Source organism: Acetobacter sp. P1H12_c (assembly GCF_018811975.1).
In the GTDB taxonomy this organism is placed as follows: Bacteria; Pseudomonadota; Alphaproteobacteria; order Acetobacterales; family Acetobacteraceae; genus Acetobacter; species Acetobacter persici.
In genome coordinates this window covers 1-19,289 of the sequence record NZ_JACRVR010000001.1, presented here as the reverse complement: position 1 = coordinate 19,289, position 19,289 = coordinate 1, and the positions used below count along the sequence as shown (strand labels likewise).

The 19,289-nt window shown below is 61.1% G+C and carries 17 protein-coding genes and 1 pseudogene; 14 read left to right on the top strand and 4 right to left on the bottom strand.

Features of this window, described 5'->3' with window-relative positions:
• The first annotated feature begins 50 nt into the window (after nt 1-50).
• The 5 genes from KP699_RS00090 to folB are packed head-to-tail and all read left to right on the top strand — an operon-like array spanning nt 51 to nt 4,257.
• Entirely contained in the window at nt 51-2,042 is a 1,992-nt protein-coding gene (locus KP699_RS00090) for a DNA polymerase III subunit gamma/tau (protein ID WP_215761206.1), read from the top strand.
• A gap of 47 nt (nt 2,043-2,089) precedes the next feature.
• The gene (locus KP699_RS00085) at nt 2,090-2,413 is read left to right on the top strand and encodes a YbaB/EbfC family nucleoid-associated protein (protein ID WP_025828722.1); all 324 of its coding nucleotides are present in this window, start codon (nt 2,090-2,092) and stop codon (nt 2,411-2,413) included.
• A gap of 16 nt (nt 2,414-2,429) precedes the next feature.
• A complete protein-coding gene (gene recR / locus KP699_RS00080) occupies nt 2,430-3,026 on the top strand; it encodes a recombination mediator RecR (RefSeq protein WP_025828724.1) in 597 nt (198 codons plus the stop codon).
• A gap of 32 nt (nt 3,027-3,058) precedes the next feature.
• Nucleotides 3,059-3,859, top strand: coding sequence for an SDR family oxidoreductase (locus KP699_RS00075; RefSeq protein ID WP_215761489.1), 801 nt, complete (start codon nt 3,059-3,061; stop codon nt 3,857-3,859).
• A gap of 5 nt (nt 3,860-3,864) precedes the next feature.
• Nucleotides 3,865-4,257: a dihydroneopterin aldolase gene (gene folB, locus KP699_RS00070; RefSeq protein ID WP_086655633.1), complete on the top strand. Its 393-nt coding sequence runs from the start codon at nt 3,865-3,867 to the stop codon at nt 4,255-4,257.
• 110 nt (nt 4,258-4,367) lie between these two features.
• Here folB and KP699_RS00065 read toward each other — a convergent pair whose 3' ends face one another.
• Nucleotides 4,368-4,703: an FYDLN acid domain-containing protein gene (locus tag KP699_RS00065; RefSeq protein WP_215761205.1), complete on the bottom strand. Its 336-nt coding sequence runs from the start codon at nt 4,701-4,703 to the stop codon at nt 4,368-4,370.
• A 241-nt stretch (nt 4,704-4,944) separates the two neighbouring features.
• Between KP699_RS00065 and aroA the strand changes: the two genes are divergently transcribed.
• From aroA to KP699_RS00045, 4 genes are all read left to right on the top strand, one after another.
• Nucleotides 4,945-6,291 (top strand): 3-phosphoshikimate 1-carboxyvinyltransferase, encoded by a 1,347-nt coding sequence (aroA, locus tag KP699_RS00060; RefSeq protein WP_086655637.1) that lies wholly within the window; start codon nt 4,945-4,947, stop codon nt 6,289-6,291.
• On the top strand, nt 6,288-6,941 hold the full coding sequence (cmk, locus tag KP699_RS00055) for a (d)CMP kinase (RefSeq protein WP_208864064.1): 654 nt from the start codon (nt 6,288-6,290) through the stop codon (nt 6,939-6,941). Before aroA ends, cmk begins: the two co-directional genes overlap by 4 nt.
• A 280-nt stretch (nt 6,942-7,221) precedes the next feature.
• A complete protein-coding gene (gene rpsA, locus KP699_RS00050) occupies nt 7,222-8,934 on the top strand; it encodes a 30S ribosomal protein S1 (RefSeq protein ID WP_025829123.1) in 1,713 nt (570 codons plus the stop codon).
• A gap of 231 nt (nt 8,935-9,165) precedes the next feature.
• Entirely contained in the window at nt 9,166-10,566 is a 1,401-nt protein-coding gene (locus KP699_RS00045; protein WP_252346704.1) for a major royal jelly family protein, read from the top strand.
• 76 nt (nt 10,567-10,642) lie between these two features.
• Here the strand turns inward: KP699_RS00045 and mtnK are convergent, their stop codons facing one another.
• The 3 genes from mtnK to rph all read right to left on the bottom strand — a co-directional run bounded on the left by mtnK (nt 10,643) and on the right by rph (nt 13,346).
• A complete protein-coding gene (gene mtnK, locus KP699_RS00040) occupies nt 10,643-11,896 on the bottom strand; it encodes an S-methyl-5-thioribose kinase (RefSeq protein WP_215761204.1) in 1,254 nt (417 codons plus the stop codon).
• A 105-nt stretch (nt 11,897-12,001) separates the two neighbouring features.
• Nucleotides 12,002-12,616 carry an RdgB/HAM1 family non-canonical purine NTP pyrophosphatase gene (rdgB, locus tag KP699_RS00035; protein WP_215761203.1) on the bottom strand — a complete coding sequence of 205 codons (615 nt, stop codon included), beginning with the start codon at nt 12,614-12,616 and terminating at the stop codon, nt 12,002-12,004.
• 1 nt (nt 12,617) lies between these two features.
• A complete protein-coding gene (gene rph, locus KP699_RS00030; RefSeq protein WP_025829128.1) occupies nt 12,618-13,346 on the bottom strand; it encodes a ribonuclease PH in 729 nt (242 codons plus the stop codon).
• A gap of 151 nt (nt 13,347-13,497) precedes the next feature.
• Between rph and hrcA the strand changes: the two genes are divergently transcribed.
• From hrcA to KP699_RS00005, 5 genes and pseudogenes are all read left to right on the top strand, one after another.
• The gene (hrcA, locus tag KP699_RS00025) at nt 13,498-14,571 is read left to right on the top strand and encodes a heat-inducible transcriptional repressor HrcA (RefSeq protein WP_212355139.1); all 1,074 of its coding nucleotides are present in this window, start codon (nt 13,498-13,500) and stop codon (nt 14,569-14,571) included.
• An 80-nt stretch (nt 14,572-14,651) separates the two neighbouring features.
• Nucleotides 14,652-17,447: a penicillin-binding protein 1A gene (locus tag KP699_RS00020; RefSeq protein ID WP_215761202.1), complete on the top strand. Its 2,796-nt coding sequence runs from the start codon at nt 14,652-14,654 to the stop codon at nt 17,445-17,447.
• 50 nt (nt 17,448-17,497) lie between these two features.
• Nucleotides 17,498-18,629 (top strand): peptide chain release factor 2 gene (gene prfB / locus KP699_RS00015; RefSeq protein ID WP_143217687.1). Its coding sequence is split into 2 segments (ribosomal slippage): nt 17,498-17,566 and nt 17,568-18,629, totalling 1,131 coding nucleotides; the frame shifts between segments, so codons are not numbered across the junction.
• Between the two features lie 141 nt (nt 18,630-18,770).
• Entirely contained in the window at nt 18,771-19,019 is a 249-nt protein-coding gene (locus KP699_RS00010) for a hypothetical protein (RefSeq protein ID WP_077930804.1), read from the top strand.
• Nucleotides 19,020-19,027: 8 nt separating this feature from the next.
• Nucleotides 19,028-19,289 (top strand): annotated as a pseudogene (locus tag KP699_RS00005) (hypothetical protein); the annotation flags it as partial.

Sequence of the window (19,289 nt, the reverse complement as noted above, 5' to 3'; positions counted from 1 at the left end):
GCTCAGGGCCTCAGGCCGCAGCAGCGTGAGTTTTTTTCCTCGGAACTGTCATGACCGATAAGACCGAAGCGCACCACTCCCGGGATGACGGGCTTCCCGATCCTGTGATGGAAGGCCCCGGTCTGTTTGGCGATGCGCCGCCCGCGGCACCGGCCCCGGAACCTCAGACTTCCTCCCCCTATCGCGTTCTGGCGCGCAAATACCGGCCCACCACGTTTGATGACCTGATTGGTCAGGAAGCGATGGTCCGTACCCTGCGCAATGCCTTCGCGCTGGGGCGCGTGGCGCATGCCTTTATGCTGACTGGCGTGCGCGGGGTGGGGAAAACGACCACGGCGCGGATTATTGCCCGCGCACTCAACTGTATTGGTCCGGATGGCAAGGGCGGCCCCACGGCAGATCCGTGCGGTGTATGCGCCAACTGTGTTGCCATTCTGAATGACCGGCACCCTGACGTGCTGGAAATGGATGCTGCCTCCCGCACCGGCGTGGATGATGTGCGCGAGATTATTGAGGCCACGCGGTTCCGCCCCATGCAGGGCCGCATGAAGGTCTTTATTATTGACGAAGTGCACATGCTCTCACGCAACGCCTTCAACGCGTTGCTCAAGACGCTGGAAGAGCCGCCTGCGCAGGTCACGTTCATTTTTGCCACAACGGAATTACGGAAGGTGCCGGTAACGGTACTTTCCCGCTGCCAGCGGTTTGACCTCCGCCGCGTGCCGCAGGCTGATCTGGCGGCACTGTTTGCCCGGATTGCTGAAAAAGAACAGGTCCGGTTGTCTGAGGACGCTCTGGCGCTGATTGCCCGTGCGGCGGATGGCTCCGTGCGTGATGGTCTGTCCCTGCTGGATCAGGCGATTGCGCAGGGTGAGGATGCGGCCGAAATCGGCGCATCCGTTGTGAGTGACATGCTGGGGCTGGCCGACCGGCAGGTGGTGTTTGACCTGCTGGAAGCCGCCATGACCGGCAAGCCCGATCAGGCTCTGGCGCTGGCGGATGCCGCCCATGCCCGCGGGGCGGATCTGGGGCTGGTTCTGGGCGATATGCTGGACCTGATCCACACCATCTCGCGCCTGCGGGCCGTGCCCTCCCTGCGGGATTCGGCAGATATGCCGGAAGCCGAACGGGTGCGTGGCACCGAAATGGCGGAAGCCCTGCCCGTACCGGTGCTGATGCGCGCCTGGCAGATGCTGGTGAAGGGGCTGAAGGAAGTGGAAATGGCACCAGACCGCCGGGCTGCGGCGGATATGGTGCTGATCCGCCTGTGCTACGTGGCAGACCTGCCCTCACCTGAGGATCTGGTGCGGCGGCTGTCCGGGCAGGGGGGACAGATGCCCTCTGCCCTGAGTGAAGCCCGGTCTGACGGCGGCAGATCGGGCGGACAGGACGGCCCGCCACCCCTGCGTATGGTTGCGGGAACATCCGTGGCGGCACGAGCCCCTGCTGCGGTGGCGGCTGTTGCCGTGCAGGAGCCTGTGCCAGAGCCAGAGCATGATCTCACTCCGGTTCCGGTGCCTGACGCCGAGCCGGACCCCGTCCCCGCCCCGGAACTGCAGGGGCCAGTGGTGCCCCGGACCTGGCGTGAGGCAGTTGCTCTGGTGAAGGACCAGCGGGAGGCGCTGCTGCACGGTACCCTGCGCAATGGGGTGCACATTGTCTCTTTTACGCCCGGAGCCATTACCATGCGTATGCAGCCGGGGTTACCGGCTGATCTGCCGCGCCAGTTTCAGAAAGTGCTGGAAAACGCGTCTGGTATGTCCTGGCGTATTCGCCTGTCTCAGGAGGAAGGCGAGCCCACGCTGGATGAGCAGGGGGCGGAAATTATTCAGTTCCAGCGGCGCACCGCGCAGGCGCACCCGCTGGTGAAGGCCATTCTGGCCGTCTTCCCGGATGCTGAGCTGGGAGATGTGCAGGATCATGCTCTGGATGAGTATGGTCTGCCGCCGGAAGAACCGCCTGAACTTGTCTTCGCCCCGCTTGACGCTGAGCTGCTGGACGAGGATGAACGACCTTCCGACCCCGGCCTTTCAATAGACTAGGCCGGACAAATGGGCTGCACGGATGCAGCCAGACAAGGAGAGATGCTGTGAAAAATCTTGCCGGACTGATGAAGCAGGCCACCCAGATGCAGGCCAAAATGGAAGCCATGCAGAGCTCACTGGAAGCCATGAATATTGAAGGCTCCGCAGGGGCAGGGATGGTGACGGTGGTGCTGAGCGGCAAGGGTGATATGCGCTCCATCCGGATTGACCCGAAACTGGCCGACCCGGCGGAAATGGAAATGCTGCAGGACCTGATTATGGCCGCCTGTGCCGATGCCCGCACCAAGCTGGACGCAAAGGCTGCGGAAGAAATGCAGAAAGTTACCGGCGGCCTGAACCTGCCTGCTGGCATGAAACTGCCGTTCTGACCCGGCTGCGCGCGGTATGGGTGGGCATGAAATAGAGCAGCTGATCAGGCTGCTGGGGCGGTTGCCGGGCTTTGGCCCGCGCTCTGCGCGCCGGATTGCCCTGTTTTTACTGCGGGACCCGCAGGCCCGCCTTGTGCCGCTGGCCCGCGCGCTGGAGCGTGCGGGAGAGGCGATAAAAACCTGCTCCACCTGCGGGAATCTGGACACGGTTGACCCCTGCCATATCTGCACGGACCCCCTGCGGGACCCCGGTGTGGTGTGTGTCGTGGAAACGGTGGGAGACCTCTGGGCGCTGGAGCGGGCCGGAGTGCATCGGGGGGTCTATCAGGTGCTGGGGGGCACGCTCTCCCCTCTGGCCGGGATTGGCCCGGAAGACCTGAATGTTGGCCCTTTGCTGGAGCGGCTGGAGCAGGGCAGCGTGCGGGAAGTGATTCTGGCACTGGGCGCGACGGTAGAAGGGGCGACAACCATGCACTGGCTGATGGATAAACTGGCTTTTTATGAGGGTGTGACCGTCAGCCGTGTCGCGCAGGGGATGCCCGTGGGCGGTGCGCTGGATGTGCTGGATGATGGCACACTGGCCGCAGCCCTTGGCGCGCGGAGGCCCGCATGACGCAGGCTGAAACCAGTGCGGGTGTGACGACGGTGCCGCTGAGTGTCTTCCCGCTTTCTCCCGCGCTCCCGCGCCGCGCGCTGGTGACGGGCGGCAAGGCGCGGCTGGGGCAGGCCATTGTGCTGGCTCTGGCTGAGGCGGGGTTTGATGTTGCCATTCATTACCGGGGAGACCGGCAGGGTGCGGAAGAAACGCTGAAAGCCGTCGAGGCCCGTGGCCGTAAAGGGTGCCTGCTTCAGGCTGATCTGGCACGGGAAGAAGAGGTGACACCGCTTGTTCCTGCCGCCATGCAGGCGCTGGGTGGCCCGCTGGGGGTGCTGGTAAACAACGCCTCCACCTTTGAGCGGGACGAATGGGACAACACCACGCGCGAGAGCTGGATGGGGCACATGAAGCCTAATCTGCGTGCGCCGTTTGTGCTGATGCAGGATTTTGCCAAAGCGTTGCCAGCTCAGGCGGAGGGGATGATTCTGAACATGCTGGATGAGCGTGTCTGGTCTCTCACACCGCATTTTATCAGCTATACGGTTTCCAAAAGCGCATTATGGACGCTTACGCAGACCATGGCGCTGGCGCTGGCTCCTAAAAAAATTCGGGTGAACGCCATTGGCCCCGGCCCGGCGCTGCCCAGCCCGCGCCAGACGGAAGAGCAGTTTGCAAAACAATGCGCGTCAGTGCCGCTGGCTCATGGAACATGCCCGGCGGAAGTGGCCCGTGCGGCGCTGGCCCTGCTGGCCCTGCCCTCCGTAACCGGACAGATGCTGGCGCTGGATGGCGGGCAGCATCTGCAATGGTCACCCGCGCTCCCCCCGGGCAGCGTGCTGGAAGAATAGGACGAATGACAATTTTTGCTCCATGGGCGGAAGAACCGCCTTTGCGCCATCTGTTTTTAAAAAACATGGTGCTTGACGCCCATATTGGCGTGTTCCCGCACGAGCAGGGGGTGACGCAGCGCATCCGTGTCTCTGTCTCGTTTGGTGTGCTGGACCGGAATGATCTCGAAGTAGGGGCGGATGATCTGAGCCGCACCGTTTCTTACGAGGATGTTGTGCTGCTGGTGCGCCGTATTGTGCAGGAAGGGCATGTGCAGCTTGTGGAAACGCTGGCGGAGCGGATTGCCGCAGGCGTTCTGGCCGATACCCGCGTGCGGGTTGTGCGCGTGCGGATTGAAAAGCTGGATGTGTTTGAAGAAATTGAAGCTGTGGGTGTGGAAATAGAGCGCCGCGCCTGACTATCAGGCACAAAAAAAGCCCGGAGAAAACCGGGCTTTCAAAGACGCATCACAAAAGAGTGATGCAGGGCCACGCAGGGGCCGGGACGGACCCGGCTCCCTGAGCTGCCTCAGGAATCGTGTTCGTCCGAATCCGTGCTGACGTCGATGTCAGAGCTGATGTCATCATCATCATCGTCCAGATCGGACGTGTCTTCCATCACATCATCATCGTCACCGTCCGTATCATCATCGGTGTCGATATCGATATCGTCATCATCTTTCTTGGGCGGAAGCTGCTTGTCTGCATGCGGTGTCAGACTGTCAGAATTACGACGCAGACGGGAGACAAGCTCCGGCTGTTCCGTGCCGCATTTCGGGCAGACGGCGGGAGACCTGTTCAGGTCATAGAAGCGGGCACCGCAGGACACGCAGATGCGTTTGGTGCCGAGATCGGGCTGGGACATCTTGCTACCTGTCGATCCTGGTCAGACATTGGGACAAAGCGTGTCCCGGAAAAGGACGATTCCCTGAAGACCGCGGCGCGGGAGGGGAACAGTCCAGACGTATTAAGGCGAGGCCACATGCCATTGCACAGGGGTCCTGTCAAACCCTGAGTGCCGGTCGGGCCTCTTTTTCCGTAAAAAAGACGGTGTTTTCCCGTCCGCCGGATTGACTTACGGCAGGACAAGCCGGAATGAAATGACCATGACAAAGCCTTCTGCTTCCTCCAGCGCTCTGCGTGTTTCCCGCCCTGCGTCCTCCCTGACCGGCAGAATTGCCGTGCCGGGTGACAAATCCATCAGCCACCGCGCTCTGATGTTTGCGGCCCTCGCCCGGGGCGAGACACGGATTGTCGGCCTGCTGGAAGGGGAGGACGTGCTGCGTACGGCCGATGCCATGCGTGCTCTGGGCGCCAAAATCTCACGCGAGGATGACGGCCGCTGGCATGTGCATGGCTGTGGGCTGGGTGCCCTGCGGGAACCGGCGGATGTGCTCGATATGGGCAATTCCGGCACGGCGGCGCGCCTGCTGTCCGGCCTGCTGGCCAGCCACGGAATTATGTCTGTCATGACCGGGGATGCCAGCCTGCGCCGCCGCCCGATGAAGCGCGTGATGGACCCGCTGGCAGGCACAGGGGCCACCTTCCTCGCGCGGGATGGCGGGCGTCTGCCGCTGGCTATTCAGGGTACTGCGCAGCCTGCCCCGCTGTCCTACCGTCTGCCGGTCGCCTCCGCGCAGGTGAAATCCGCAGTGCTGCTGGCAGGCCTGAACGCCGCCGGGGTGACACAGGTGGAAGAACCGGTGCCGACCCGTGACCATACGGAAAACATGCTGCGGCATTTTGGCGCACATGTGACGGTGGAGGAAACGCCTGAGGGTGGCCGCCTGATCCGGCTGGAAGGGCAGCCGCGCCTTGTTGCGCGGGATGTGACGGTACCGGGTGATCCGTCTTCCGCTGCGTTTGTGCTGGTGGCGGCGCTGCTGGTGCCGGGGTCCGATGTGACGATCACCAATGTGGGCCTCAACCTGCTCCGCACGGGTCTGTTTACCACGCTGCGGGAAATGGGCGGGCGTCTGGATATTCTGGATGAACGCACGGAGGGCGGTGAGCCGGTGGGAGACCTGCATGTGCGGGCCTCCTCCCTTCAGGCGGTAGATGTGCCTGCCGACCGCGCCCCCTCCATGATTGATGAATATCCCGTGCTGGCCGTGGCGGCTGCCCATGCCACCGGCATTTCCCGCCTGCGCGGGCTTGCGGAACTGCGCGTGAAGGAAAGTGACCGTCTGGCCTCCACCGTGGCGCTGCTGGAAAATAACGGGGTCCGCACCCGTATTGACGGGGATGATCTGATTATCCACGGCACAGGCGGCCATATTCCGGGTGGCGGGCTGGTGGAAACCCATATGGACCACCGTCTGGCCATGAGTGCGTCCGTGCTGGGGCTGGTGGCGGAAAAGCCGGTCGATATTGACGATACCGCGTTTATTGACACCAGCTTCCCCGGCTATTTCGCGCTGATGAACAGCCTTGGCGCAGGGTTTTCAGCGTGATGCGCGGTGGTCCGGTTCTGGCGGTTGATGGTCCGGCAGCCGCGGGGAAAGGCACGCTGGCCAAGCGGCTGGCGGCGGAACTGAATCTGCCATATCTGGATACAGGGCTGCTTTACCGCGCTGTGGGGCGTCTGGTGCTGGATGCCGGGCAGGACCCGGCGGCTCCGGCGGAGGATTTTGCCCGCAGGCTGACGGCGGACGATACGCAGCGCAAAGACCTGCGGACGCAGGAGGTTGCCCGTGCGGCCAGCCTTGTGGCTGCCCAGCCGGGCGTGCGCAGTGCGCTGGTGGACACACAGCGGCGGTTTGCGCAGGCGCGCGGCGGGGTGCTGGATGGCCGGGATATCGGCACGGCTATTTTTCCGGATGCGGATGTCAAACTGTTCATCACGGCCTCTCCGGCCACGCGGGCGTTGCGCCGCTTTTTACAGCTTGGGGAAGACCCTGCGGCGGATGATGCAAAAGCCCGGCTTGCGGAGATGGAAGCTGCGCTGAAAGCGCGTGATGCGGCGGACGCCGGGCGTGAGGCCGCACCGATGCAGGTGGCGGACGACGCCGTTGTGATTGAGACCGACACACTTGGCGCGGACGATGTTCTGGCCGAAGCCCTACGGGTTGTGCGGGAGCGACTCGGCGCGCGCGTGGCCTGAGGGCCGCCGGGGGCTTTCAGGAAGTTCTCACGAAATCAATAATTTTACCCGCACCCCCCATTAAAATCCTGCGGATTGTGTTGACAAGCCGCGGCTGGAGGGTGTCTCTGCCCTCAGATACCTGTTGTGTGCAGCAGGTTTCCTTTTCAGTCAGGGTCGCGGGAGAAAAGACGGACCACCGTGTTCGCTCTTTTAAGTCCGTGGCAAGTCGTGCTGCCGCATGGCGGCGCGCAGGAAGTGTCGGCTTCATTCCGGGCCGATGCAGGATTTACAGTTACACATGGCTTCAGCCGCAACCCCGGCCACGGACCATTTCCGTGGCGAAGATTTTGCTACCCTTCTGGACGAGACCCTCGGCCGTGACACCGGCTTTGACGGGTCCGTGGTGCGTGGACGCATTGTCCGCCTGACCGACGAATTCGCGATTGTCGATGTTGGTCTGAAGAGCGAAGGCCGCGTTTCCCTGCGCGAATTTGCTCCTCAGGGCGTGACCCCCGACGTAAAGCCGGGTGACGTTGTTGAGCTGTATGTTGAGCGTTACGAAGACCGTGACGGCAGCATCGTGCTCTCTCGTGAAAAAGCCCGCCGTGAAGAAGCCTGGACGAACCTTGAAAAAGCGTTCGAAGCAAACCAGCGCGTCAACGGCACCATCTATGGCCGCGTTAAAGGTGGCTTCACGGTTGATCTGGGTGGCGCCATGGCGTTCCTGCCCGGCAGCCAAGTTGATATCCGCCCGGTGCGTGACGTCAGCCCGCTGATGGGTGTTCCGCAGCCCTTCCAGATCCTGAAAATGGATCGCGCACGTGGCAACATCGTTGTCTCCCGTCGTGCCGTTCTGGAAGAAACCCGTGCAGAACAGCGCAGCGAACTGATTCAGGGCCTGACCGAAGGCATGATCCTGGACGGCGTTGTGAAGAACATCACCGATTACGGTGCGTTCGTTGACCTCGGCGGCGTTGACGGCCTGCTGCATGTGACCGACATCGCATGGAAGCGCATCAACCACCCGTCCGAAGCGCTGCAGATCGGCCAGCCGGTCCGCGTGCAGGTGATCCGCTTCAACTCCGACACGCAGCGTATCTCCCTCGGCATGAAGCAGCTTGAAGCTGATCCGTGGGAAAATGTTGCCCTGAAGTACCCGCCGGGTGCGCGTTACACGGGCCGCGTGACCAACATCACCGATTACGGCGCATTTGTTGAGCTGGAACCGGGTGTTGAAGGTCTGGTGCACGTTTCCGAAATGTCCTGGACGAAGAAAAACGTCCATCCGGGCAAGATCGTCGCTACGTCTCAGGAAGTCGACGTGATGGTTCTGGATGTGGACAGCGCGAAGCGCCGCATCTCTCTGGGCCTCAAGCAGGTTCAGCGCAACCCGTGGGAGCAGTTCGCGGAAGAGCACAAAATCGGCTCTACCGTAGAAGGCGAAATCCGCAACATCACCGAGTTCGGTCTGTTTGTTGGTCTCTCCGCGGACATCGACGGCATGGTTCACATGTCCGACCTGTCCTGGGACGAAACCGGCGAAGAAGCCATGAAGCACTACGAAAAGGGCCAGGTTGTCAAAGCCAAGGTTCTGGACGTTGATGTTGAGAAAGAACGTATCTCTCTCGGTATCAAGCAGCTTCAGGAAGACCCGGCCGCTGACGTTCTGACGAGCGTTCAGAAAGGTGCCATCGTGACCTGCACCGTCACCGCCGTTCAGTCCAACGGGATTGAAGTGAAGGTTGACGATGTTCTGACCGGCTTTATCCGCCGTGCGGAACTGGCCCGTGACAAGGCTGAGCAGCGTCCGGAACGCTTTGCGGTTGGTGAACGCGTGGATGCGAAGGTGGTCTCTGTTGACCGCGCTGCCCGCAAGCTCGCGCTGACCATCAAAGGTCGCGAAGTTGAAGAAGACAAGCAGGCTATCAACGAATACGGCTCATCCGACAGCGGTGCGTCTCTCGGTGATATTCTGGGTGCGGCCATTCGTCGTCGCAACACGGATAGCTAAGACGTCCGGATTTTCTGGCGGAGCGGCCTTGTGGCCTGCTCCGTCGGAAGAGATAGCGTTCAAGCAAGCCTACCAAAAGGCGGTGTCGGAAACGGCACCGCTTTTTTTGTGTTTTATGGCCATGATGCTCTCCGTCTTCCAGTTTGTGATCACTCTCCGCCGGGCGCGGGGTTGTCTGACAGGAACGTGCGTGGGAGCGTGGAGCCCCCTTAAAACAGGAGTGATGAGTCCATGACGTCTCGCCCGCTTTCTGGCTGCCCGGCTGTAATTCCCTCTCATGCTGAGTCCTTCAGCCCATCCGGGTGTGATGCCCGGAACGCGGCTGTGGTGAGACAGAGGCAAGGCGCGGGCGGCCTGCACGGGCAGGCGGAGGGCCAGCAGCAGCTTGGGCGCAGGCGGCTTTTGTCCTCCCTGCTACTGGGCGGGAGCATTGTCCCTGTGGCCACAGGCCTGCTGCGGGTGCCAGAAGCACGGGCGGCGCAACAGCCCACGCAGGGCACCGTACAGGGTGGTGGCACCCCCACAACCGGGGTGAATGGTGATCAGGGGTATGAATCCGCCGGATCGTTTGAAATTGTTGCTGATTTTTACGGCCCCGGCCCATCCGGCGTGGTGGTGACGGAAGAGGGGCGTATTTTTGTGGGCTTCCCGCGCCATGCCGTGAACCATAAGGGAGCCACGCTGGGGGAACTGGTGCAGGGGCGTGTTGTGCCTTGGCCAACGGCGGCCCTTAGCCTGCCGTCTTCTGCCGCCCCGGCGGACCGGCTGATGTCGATCCACGGGATGACCATGGATACGCAGGGCCGGATCTGGGCGATTGATGATGGTAAACTGGCAGGCCAGCCCTTGCAGCCGGGTGCCGCCAAGCTGGTCTGTTTTGAGCCCTCTACCGGCAGGCTGGTGCATAAAATTGTGCTGAAGGCTCCGGCTCTGCTGCCAGACAGCCACATGAATGATCTGCGCGTGGACCTGACGCACGGGCAGGCGGGCACGGCTTATGTAACGGACAGTTCTTTCGGGCACAGCCCGGCACTGGTGGTGGTGGATATTGTATCAGGCCAGCAGCGGCGTGTTCTGGCGACCCATCCTTCCACACAGGCGGAGCCGGGCTTTATGGCGGTGGTGGAAGGGGTGCCACTGGTCTACACGCCCGGTAAGCCACCGCGCTTTGTGGTGGGGGGCGCTGATGGCATTACGCTCAGCCCGAAGAGTGACCGTCTGTTTTACGCTCCGCTGACCAGCCGCAGACTATACAGCCTGCCGACCGCGCTGCTGGCCGACCCGACGGTGACGGAGGCCGCGCTGGCCGCAGCCGTGAAAGATGAAGGGGAAAAAGGGACAGCCGACGGGCTGGCGACCGATGCGCAGGGACGGATTTATACAACAAACTTCGAGCAGGATTCCATTTTGCGGCGCAATACAGACGGGTCTTTTGAGCTGATGGTGCATGACCCGCGTATTCTCTCACCTGATGGAATTTTCTGCACAAAAACGCATGTTTATTGCACATTGGGGCAGTGGAACCGTCTGGCCAGCTTTAATGGCGGGCAGGATAAAAGAAAGCCGCCCTACCACCTGATCCGTTTTCCGATCGAACCTGTTGCTGCATATAATGCCGAAGAGAAAATCTGAGAGTATGTTTTTAATTAAAGGGTTTTCTATTCTGAGCTTATAAAAAATTTTCTGTGCTGTGTCTGCTTTGAGAGCCTTACAAAGCAGACATATGCAGGTAGAGCAGTTCCAGAAAATCAGCCAGAGATTTCAGGGGTTTTTTCTGTTCAAGGCAGTCTTTCGCAAACAGAAGGGCTGCTTTCTGGCGCGTGGTGCGCAGAGAAGGGTCGGTCAGCACTGAAAAATCGGTCACATGGGCATAGCCAATGGTGCGGCGAATGATTTCTGCGGCACAGAAGCCCACAGTATCCTGAAAAATATTTTGAATAAAAAGAGATTTTTCAAAATTCTGCGTGGATTTGTCTGTGGTGGCGTAATAGAGCGTTGAACGGTCCTCCGCCCATTCTCTGTCCTGCCAGAGGGCGAGAAAGCCTTTTTTGAAACTTGTCCAGAATGTCTGGATCATATCCAGATGCAGTGCCTGTCCGGCCCGGTCGGGCGTTGCGAACAGGCTCAGGATCAGGTTGCCAGTAAAAAGCCCGGCATCAAAGCCAATGGGGCCATAGGTGGCAAATTCTCCGTCAATAATTCTTGTGTCCGTGCCATCGGTCATGATGGAGCCGGTATGCAGGTCCCCGTGCAGCAGAGCCTGCGGCGCGCTTAAAAAACGCAGACGCAGACTATCACTCCGTGCCTGCACCGCCGGGCTGGCGCGCAGGGCGTCCACAATGGGGGTGATCTGCGGGTCCGCCCAGTGGTTGCGTGGGTGGTCATGATACGGGTCTGTCAGTACCAGATCGACCGTAATGCGCGTGAGCGTCTGGTTGCGCGCAAAGCAGATCCGGCGGTCCATAATCCGTTCAAACGGTTCTGCCAGCAGGGATGTTGCGAACGTGCTGCGCGCAACAAAATCGCCCACCTGTGCGGCCACAGACGGGTAAAAATGTCCGGCCATCATGGCGGTGCGCATCACGGTGTGCCCGGAAAGACCCGGCACAATCAGAATAAACTGCTCTGCGTCAAAATGCAGACATTCGGTCGTCAGGTCGGGCACATGCGGAAATACGGCGCGCAGATAGGCGGCTTCAAAAAACGTGCGGTCAAGCGGCATTTTCCATGAGGGGTCTACCCGCACATGCGGAAGAGACTGCTTCAGGCAGACGCTGCCCTGCGGGCCTTCCGCCAGAAACACCATGTTGAGGTTGCCGTCACTGACTTCCCACACCCGCCATGCATCCGGTGTGCCCCCAAGGCGCGCCGCAATGGCCGGGAGTGTTGCAAGAAAGGTCCGGACGCCTTCAAGGTCCAGAGGGGTGTAGGAAGAAGCCTGCTGCGCGTTTGGCGTCGTCATGGTGTTTCTGTTGTTCCGGACTTTGGTGTGCCTGTGGGGGGAAGGCTGCCCACACAGCACAGAAAATGCTCAGGCAGAGCGTTGCGGCTCTGCCCGAAAAACACCTTAATCGAGACAGGCCTGTTTGAAAGCCTGAAACGCCCGCGCCCGGTGGCTTATGGCGTTTTTCTCGGCCTCTTCCATTTCGGCAAAGGTTCGGCTTTCTCCCGTGGGGGTAAAAATCGGGTCATAGCCATGACCTTTTTCACCGCGCGGGGGCCATATGATGCTGCCATCCACGCGCCCTTCAAAGCTATGGGTGGTGCCGTCCGGGTAGGCAAGACACAGCACACAGATAAACCATGCGTCGCGCTCGTCAGAGCCGATGCCGTATTCAATCCGGGCCATGGCGGCGGGGAAGTCTTTGTCCGGGCCAGCCCAGCGGGCTGAGTAAATGCCCGGAGCGCCGCCCAGCGCGCTGACGCACAGGCCGGAATCATCCGCCAGAGCGGGCAGACCCGTTGCCCTGGCCGCCGCCAGCGCCTTGATGGCGGCGTTCCCGGCAAACGTGGTGGCGGTTTCTTCCGGTTCCGGCAGATTGAGATCCCCGGCGGACAGCACGGTCACCCCAAAATCCGCCAGCAGGGTCGAAAATTCGGCCAGCTTGCCTGCATTATGGCTGGCCAGAACCAGTTTACTGCCTGCTTCCAGCTTATCAGCCTCCGGTTTGCCGGGCGTCATGTCAGCGGTTCTCCGCGGTTTCAACAGCCAGCGTCTGGGCGTCAAACAGGACGGACACGCCGGTGCGGGCCAGTGCAAACAGCTCGTTGAAAGCATCTTCCGTAAACGGAGACTCTTCGGCTGTGCCCTGAATTTCTACAATGCGGCGGTCGGCTGTCAGCACAAAATTGGTGTCAGCGGCGGCGGCGCTGTCTTCTTCATAGTCCAGATCCAGCACCGGGCCTGCCTTGGTCAGACCGCAGGACACGGCGGCAACCTGCCCGCGCAGCGGCATATGGGTCAGCACGTTTTTGGCCACAAGTTGTCCAAGGGCCAGACGCAGGGCCACCCATGCCCCGGTAATGGAGGCGCAGCGTGTGCCGCCGTCGGCGTTCAGAACGTCACAGTCCAGCGTGATGCTCATTTCCCCCAGAGCGGCCAGATCCACTACGGAGCGCAGGGAGCGGCCAATCAGGCGCTGGATTTCCTGCGTGCGGCCAGACTGCTTGCCTTTGGCGGCTTCACGGTTGCCACGGGTATGGGTGGCGCGGGGCAGCATGCCGTATTCCGCCGTCACCCAGCCGGTGCCTTTGCCACGCAGGAAAGGCGGTACGCGGTTTTCAACACTGGCGACGCAGAGCACTTCCGTGCCGCCGACGCGGATAAGGGCCGAGCCTTCCGCGTGGCGGGCAAAGCCGGTTTCAATGGTGACGGGGCGCATCTGGTTGGGCTGGCGGCCGGACGGGCGCATGGGGAACTCCTTAAAACAATATGGTCTCTGCACATAAAGCGGTTTTGGCAGGAGTGAAACCTTGGAGCCGCACCATTGTTTTTCTTGTCATACCGGACGCAGATGCGCAGAAGCAGAAAGATCCTGTTATGAAGGAGGAGGTCTGATCCTCATGAAACGTGGTCTGCACCCAGCAAAGCCTGTTCTGCCGCCGGGGCTGGATACCCGCTCCGCCACCATTCTGCGGGAAATTGTGGAGGAATATGTGGCCAGCGGCGAACCCGTTGGCTCACGCACGCTCTCCCGCAGGCTCGGGCTGCCGCTCTCCCCGGCCACGATCAGGAATGTCATGGCCTCTCTGACGGAAGCAGGCCTGCTGTTTTCCCCGCATACCTCCGCCGGTCGCCTGCCGACGGAGGCCGGGCTGCGTCTGTTTGTGGATGGCCTGTTGCAGTTTGGCAGTCTCTCGGAAGAAGAGCGGCGCGGGATTGGTCAGTCTCTGGAGGCGCGCGGGCGGTCTTTGCAGGATACGCTGACGGAGGCGTCCTCCCTGCTGTCTGGGATGTCCGATGCGGCCGGGCTGGTGATTGCGCCAAAAGGTGAGGGTGGCGTCAAACATATTGAATTTGTGGCGCTGGGCGGCAACCGGGCGCTGGTTGTGCTGGTGGGCACGGATGGGCATGTAGAAAACCGGGTGATTGAAACGCCCGTCGGCATGCCGCCCTCGGCTCTGGTGGAAGCCGCCAATTACTTGAACGCGCATGCCCTTGGGGCAACGCTGCCGGACCTGCGGGAGCGGGTGGGGGCGGATATTACGGAAAACCGGAGCGCGCTGGATCAGTTAACCACAGAAGTGGTGGAAAGCGGTCTGGCAATCTGGGGTGGCGGAGATGAAGAGCGCGGCGGTACCCTGATTATTCGCGGGCAGGGCAAACTGCTGACGGATGTGGACGGGCAGGAGCGCCTGCTGGCCATTCAGGCGCTGTTTGAGCGGCTGGAGCGGCAGGAAACCATGCTGCGGCTGCTGGAACTGGCGGAAAATTCTGAGGGCGTGCGGATTTTTATCGGCGCGGAGAGCGGATTATTTGGCGGCACGGGCATGTCCATGGTGGTGGCCCCCGCCCGGAACGAGGCCAACCGGATTGTCGGCGCGATTGGCGTTATTGGCCCGACACGCATCAATTATGGCCGGATTATCCCGGTTGTGGACTATACGGCCCGCTTTCTGGGCGAAATGCTGGGATAAAAGACAAAATTCGCCATGATGTGGTCAGGAAGAGCGACGAGAGTAAAGACGGCAGCGCATGAGAATGGTAAAGGACCTGCATGACAAGAACTCCGTCTTCTGGTGAACCCGGGTCTTCTTCCAATAAAAACGAGGGGAGAGAAGCCTCTTCCCGTCACGGCCCTGCATGGCGCAGGCCGCGTTTCCGCCAGTGGCGGGGGCTGCTGGGCACGGTGGCCGCCCTGGCACTTGTCGGCACGACAGGGGCTGCGGTTGTTGTCTGGACCCAGTATGAAGGCATTGTGTCTGACCTGCCGACGGTTGAGGGCCTGCGGACCTATCAGCCGCCAGTGATGAGCCGCCTTTATGCGTCCGATGACCGGCTGATTGCCGAACTGGCGGATGAACGCCGGGTTTTTGTGCCGTACAGCGCTATTCCGGATCGGGTGAAAAACGCCTTTATTGCCGCGGAAGACCAGAAATTCTGGAGCCATAAGGGCGTTGACCCGCTGGCAATCGCACGCGCCGGGCTGACAGACCTTACTCGCGGCAAGGGGCGCAGGCCGATCGGGGCCTCGACCATCACGCAGCAGGTGGCGCGCGTCATGCTGCTGGGCAGTAATGCGGTTTCCATGAAGCGAAAGGCCAAGGAAGCCTTTCTTGCCATGCGGATTGAGCAGGTTCTGCCCAAGAGCAAGATCCTCGAAATCTATCTGAACGAAATTTATCTGGGCAGTGGTGCCTACGGCATCGGGGCTGCCGCGCAGACCTATTTCAACAAACCTCTGGACCAGCTTGATGATGCGGAGGCCGCCTTCCTTGGGGCGCTGCCCAAATCCCCCACCAACTATAATCCGGTGCGCTTCCCCGAGGCCGCGCGCGGCCGCCGTAACTGGGTGCTGGAACGCATGGCCGAAACGGGCGCGCTGACGCATGAGGCTGCGCGGGCTGCGGAAGCGGAACCGCTGATCCCGCATAATTTTGTGCGTCCCGGCCCGGCCCCCGGTTCTGAATGGTTTGCTGAGGAAGTCCGCCGCCAGCTTCTGGAAAAATATGGTCAGGACATGACCATGCAGGGCGGGCTGGATGTCCATACCAGTCTGGACCCGTCCCTTCAGCTCACAGCGCAGACAATGCTGCGGCAGGGGTTGATGGCGTATGACCGCGCGCACGGTGGCTGGCGTGGGCCGGTCAGGCATGTGGAGACTATCAGCGCATCATCCTCTCAGGAGGACTGGGTCGCGGCTCTGAAAGCCGAAGTGGCCCCGCTGGGGATGCTGGACCAGTGGCGTCTGGCGGTCGTGCTGGACCCGGCGCATGGCCGGGTTGGCTGGCTGGAGGGCGCTGTTGTGCGGCGCGGGGCCACCATGCAGGGCGGGACCGCGCAAACGGGAGAAATTCAGGACCGCGATCTGGCCTGGACGCGGCGTTTCCGTCTGCTGAAGGCAGGGGATCTGGTGATGGTCGAGCCGCAGGCCGGAAGCAGCCGCGTCGGCCTGATGCAGGTGCCGCATGTGGAAGGCGCTGTGGTGACGCTGAACGCCCGTACCGGGCGCGTGCTGGCGCTGGTGGGCGGCTGGTCTTTCCAGACGTCCCAGTTTGACCGTGCAACACAGGCGCTGCGTCAGCCCGGCTCCTCCTTCAAGCCGTTTGTCTATCTGCAGGCGATGGAGCAGGGCATTTCGCCCTCTCAGTCGTTTGATGACTCGCCTGTGTCCTACGGCACATGGCACCCGAACAACTATGAGAAAGATTTCTGGGGCCCGACGTCCCTGCATGATGCGTTGCGGGAATCCCGCAATCTGGTGACCATTCGTCTGGCGGCCCATATCGGCATCAAGAATGTGGCGGATATGGCGACCCGAATCGGGCTGGTGGATTCCATGCCGCATGTGCTGCCCGCAGCACTGGGGGCTGTGGAAACAACGGTGCTGAAAGAGGCCGGAGCGTATGCGTCACTGGCCGCAGGGGGCCGGAAAGTCACCCCGACCCTGATTGATGACGTGCAGGACCGTGAAGGCCACGTGATCTGGCGTCCCGAAGGGATTTCTCTGGTCGCGGCCTCGGCTCAGGCGGCTGATGCGGGTACAGGTGCAGGCACCCCCGGTGCGGCAGCAGGTCCGTCCTCTGCTGCAGGGGCTTCCGAGACGGATGCGGTTTTCCCGGATGCCCCTAAAGGGGCCGATGGCGCAAAAGGACCGGTCCCGGCGGCAGCCCCCGTGCAGAATGATGCGGTAAAGTTCGTCATGCCCGGACAGGATGAAATTCCTGAAGTGCAGGATAACCGCCCGCGCGTGGCGTCCGAACAAAGTGCTTTCCAGATTACTACCATGTTGCAGGATGTTATCCGGCGCGGGACGGGTGTTCAGGCCGGCAAAGGGATTGATTATCCGCTGGCCGGGAAGACCGGCACCAGCCAGAACTTTAACGATGCATGGTTTGCAGGCTATTCGCCCGATCTGGTGACAGTGGTGTGGATTGGCTTTGATACGCCGACTTCACTGGGCAAGAACGAGACGGGCGGCACCATTGCCGGGCCGATCTGGAACAAGGTGATGAAAACCGCGCTGGAAGGCCGCCCGAAGCTGGATTTTGCTGCGCCGGAGGGTATCACGCTGGTGCGGTATGATACAGGCCGTGGCGTGGCGATTGATGCCTTCAAGCCCGGCCAGATTCCGGGTGTGAGCGTCAGCCTTGCGGATAACGGCGCCTCGCACGAGCTGACGGCGGCGGATACCGGGGCTGAAAACATGGCGGATTCGGAAAGTGATATGGCCGCCGGGGCAGGCCAGTCCGGCGCTGCGGCCACCGGGTCCGGCCAGCCTGCGGCTCCCGGCGCGCCAAAAGCGCCTCCGGCTGCGTCCGGGGGTGACATTGGCATGGGCGGCCTTTATTGAGGCCGTTCGCAAACATACGATTTTATAAGACCTGATGGAGAGACGGCCCGATGTCGGCTGAGACAGAAGCCCTTAATGAACAGATCAAGCAGTCGGTGGCACTGCTGAGGAGGCATCTTTAACTGGGATGTCGCTCAGGCCCGACTTGCCGAACTGAACAACCGGGCAGAAGACCCGGATTTATGGAATGATTCCGACGCAGCCCAGAAGCTGATGCGTGAACGCACCCTGCTGGCCGGGCAGGTTGACGGTGTGCAGAAGCTGGAGAGCAGCGTTCTGGATACCTGTGAACTGGTGGAGCTGGCGGAAGCGGAAGGGGATACGGAAGTGGTGGCGGAAGCCACGGCGGCCCTGAAAGCTCTGGCGGAAGAGGCCAAGCGCCGCGAGACGGAAAGCCTGTTGTCTGGCGAGGCGGATAGCAATGACTGCTATCTGGAAGTCAACGCCGGTGCCGGCGGGACGGAAGCGCAGGACTGGGCCGAGATGATGCTGCGCATGTATACCCGCTGGGCGGAAGCGCATGGCTACAAAGTCACGCTGATGGAAAGTTCGGAAGGCGAGCAGGCAGGGCTGAAATCGGCCACCATGCTGGTTTCCGGCCCGAACGCTTATGGCTGGCTGAAGACGGAGGCCGGGGTGCATCGTCTGGTGCGGATCTCCCCGTTTGATGCCGCGGCCCGCCGGCAGACGTCCTTTGCGTCCGTCTGGGTGTATCCGGTGATTGACGATTCGATTGAGATCGAAATCAATGATTCCGATCTTAAGGTGGATACCTTCCGGGCTTCCGGCGCGGGTGGCCAGCACGTCAACAAGACCGATTCGGCCATTCGTATTACCCATATCCCGACCGGGATTGTGGTGGCGTGTCAGACGGACCGCTCCCAGCACCGTAACCGTGCAACCGCCATGCAGATGCTGCGGGCGCGGATGTATGAGGTGGAGCTGCAAAAGCGTGAGGCTGCTGCCGCCGCGACGGAAGCCGCCAAAACGGATATCGGCTGGGGACACCAGATCCGTTCTTACGTTCTGGCTCCGTACCAGATGGTCAAGGATCTGCGGACCAATGTTGAAACCGGAAACCCTGCCGCTGTGCTGGACGGGGATCTGGATGCCTTCATGGCTGCCGCTCTGGCGGCGCGGGTCGGGGCGACCCGGTCCGAAGCAAGTGCAAACGCGCAATAAACTGCACGTTTGCAACAGGTTAAAAAACGGGCTCCTCTGGGGCCCGTTTTTTTATATTGCGTGGAGAACGGGAACCACGACAGATTCAGGAACGTTACAAAGAATTTTTTTTAAATTCAAATGGGCTCAAAACAGGCATGAATGACCCTGATTCTGGCACATCTCAACAGAAAGTGGCTTTTTTCTGCGGATCTGGATGATATGCCTGTTTTGTGGGCCGTCTGCATTGAAAGAGGGCAGTGTTCATTTTCGATCAAGAACATTCTTGACATATTTGCTGTCAAATTGCCCAATCAGGGTCAGGAAGATGGCAGCCATGCAGCTCTGTCAGTCTATCCAGTGCTGAGGCACGAAATGTTGGTGCAGGGCCATCAGTTTTTGATGCCATAGATCAGGTGATGGCGCTGGCCAGTGTTTCTTTGGCTGGCGTGGAAGAAGGAGGATGTAGAAATATGAAGGACCACGCGCAACAGCAACAGAGTCCGGTGCGCTTTGTCGTCGGAACAGGAGCTGTTGTCGGTGTTGTTGCTCTGCTGGTTGTAATTCTGCTGCATCTCTTGGCGGTTATGGGACTGATGTTCGGTATGGGGACGTCTGCGAGCGTTCCGGTTTCGCATCCGCCGATCAAGACCAGAATTCTGCCACCGCCGCCACCACCAC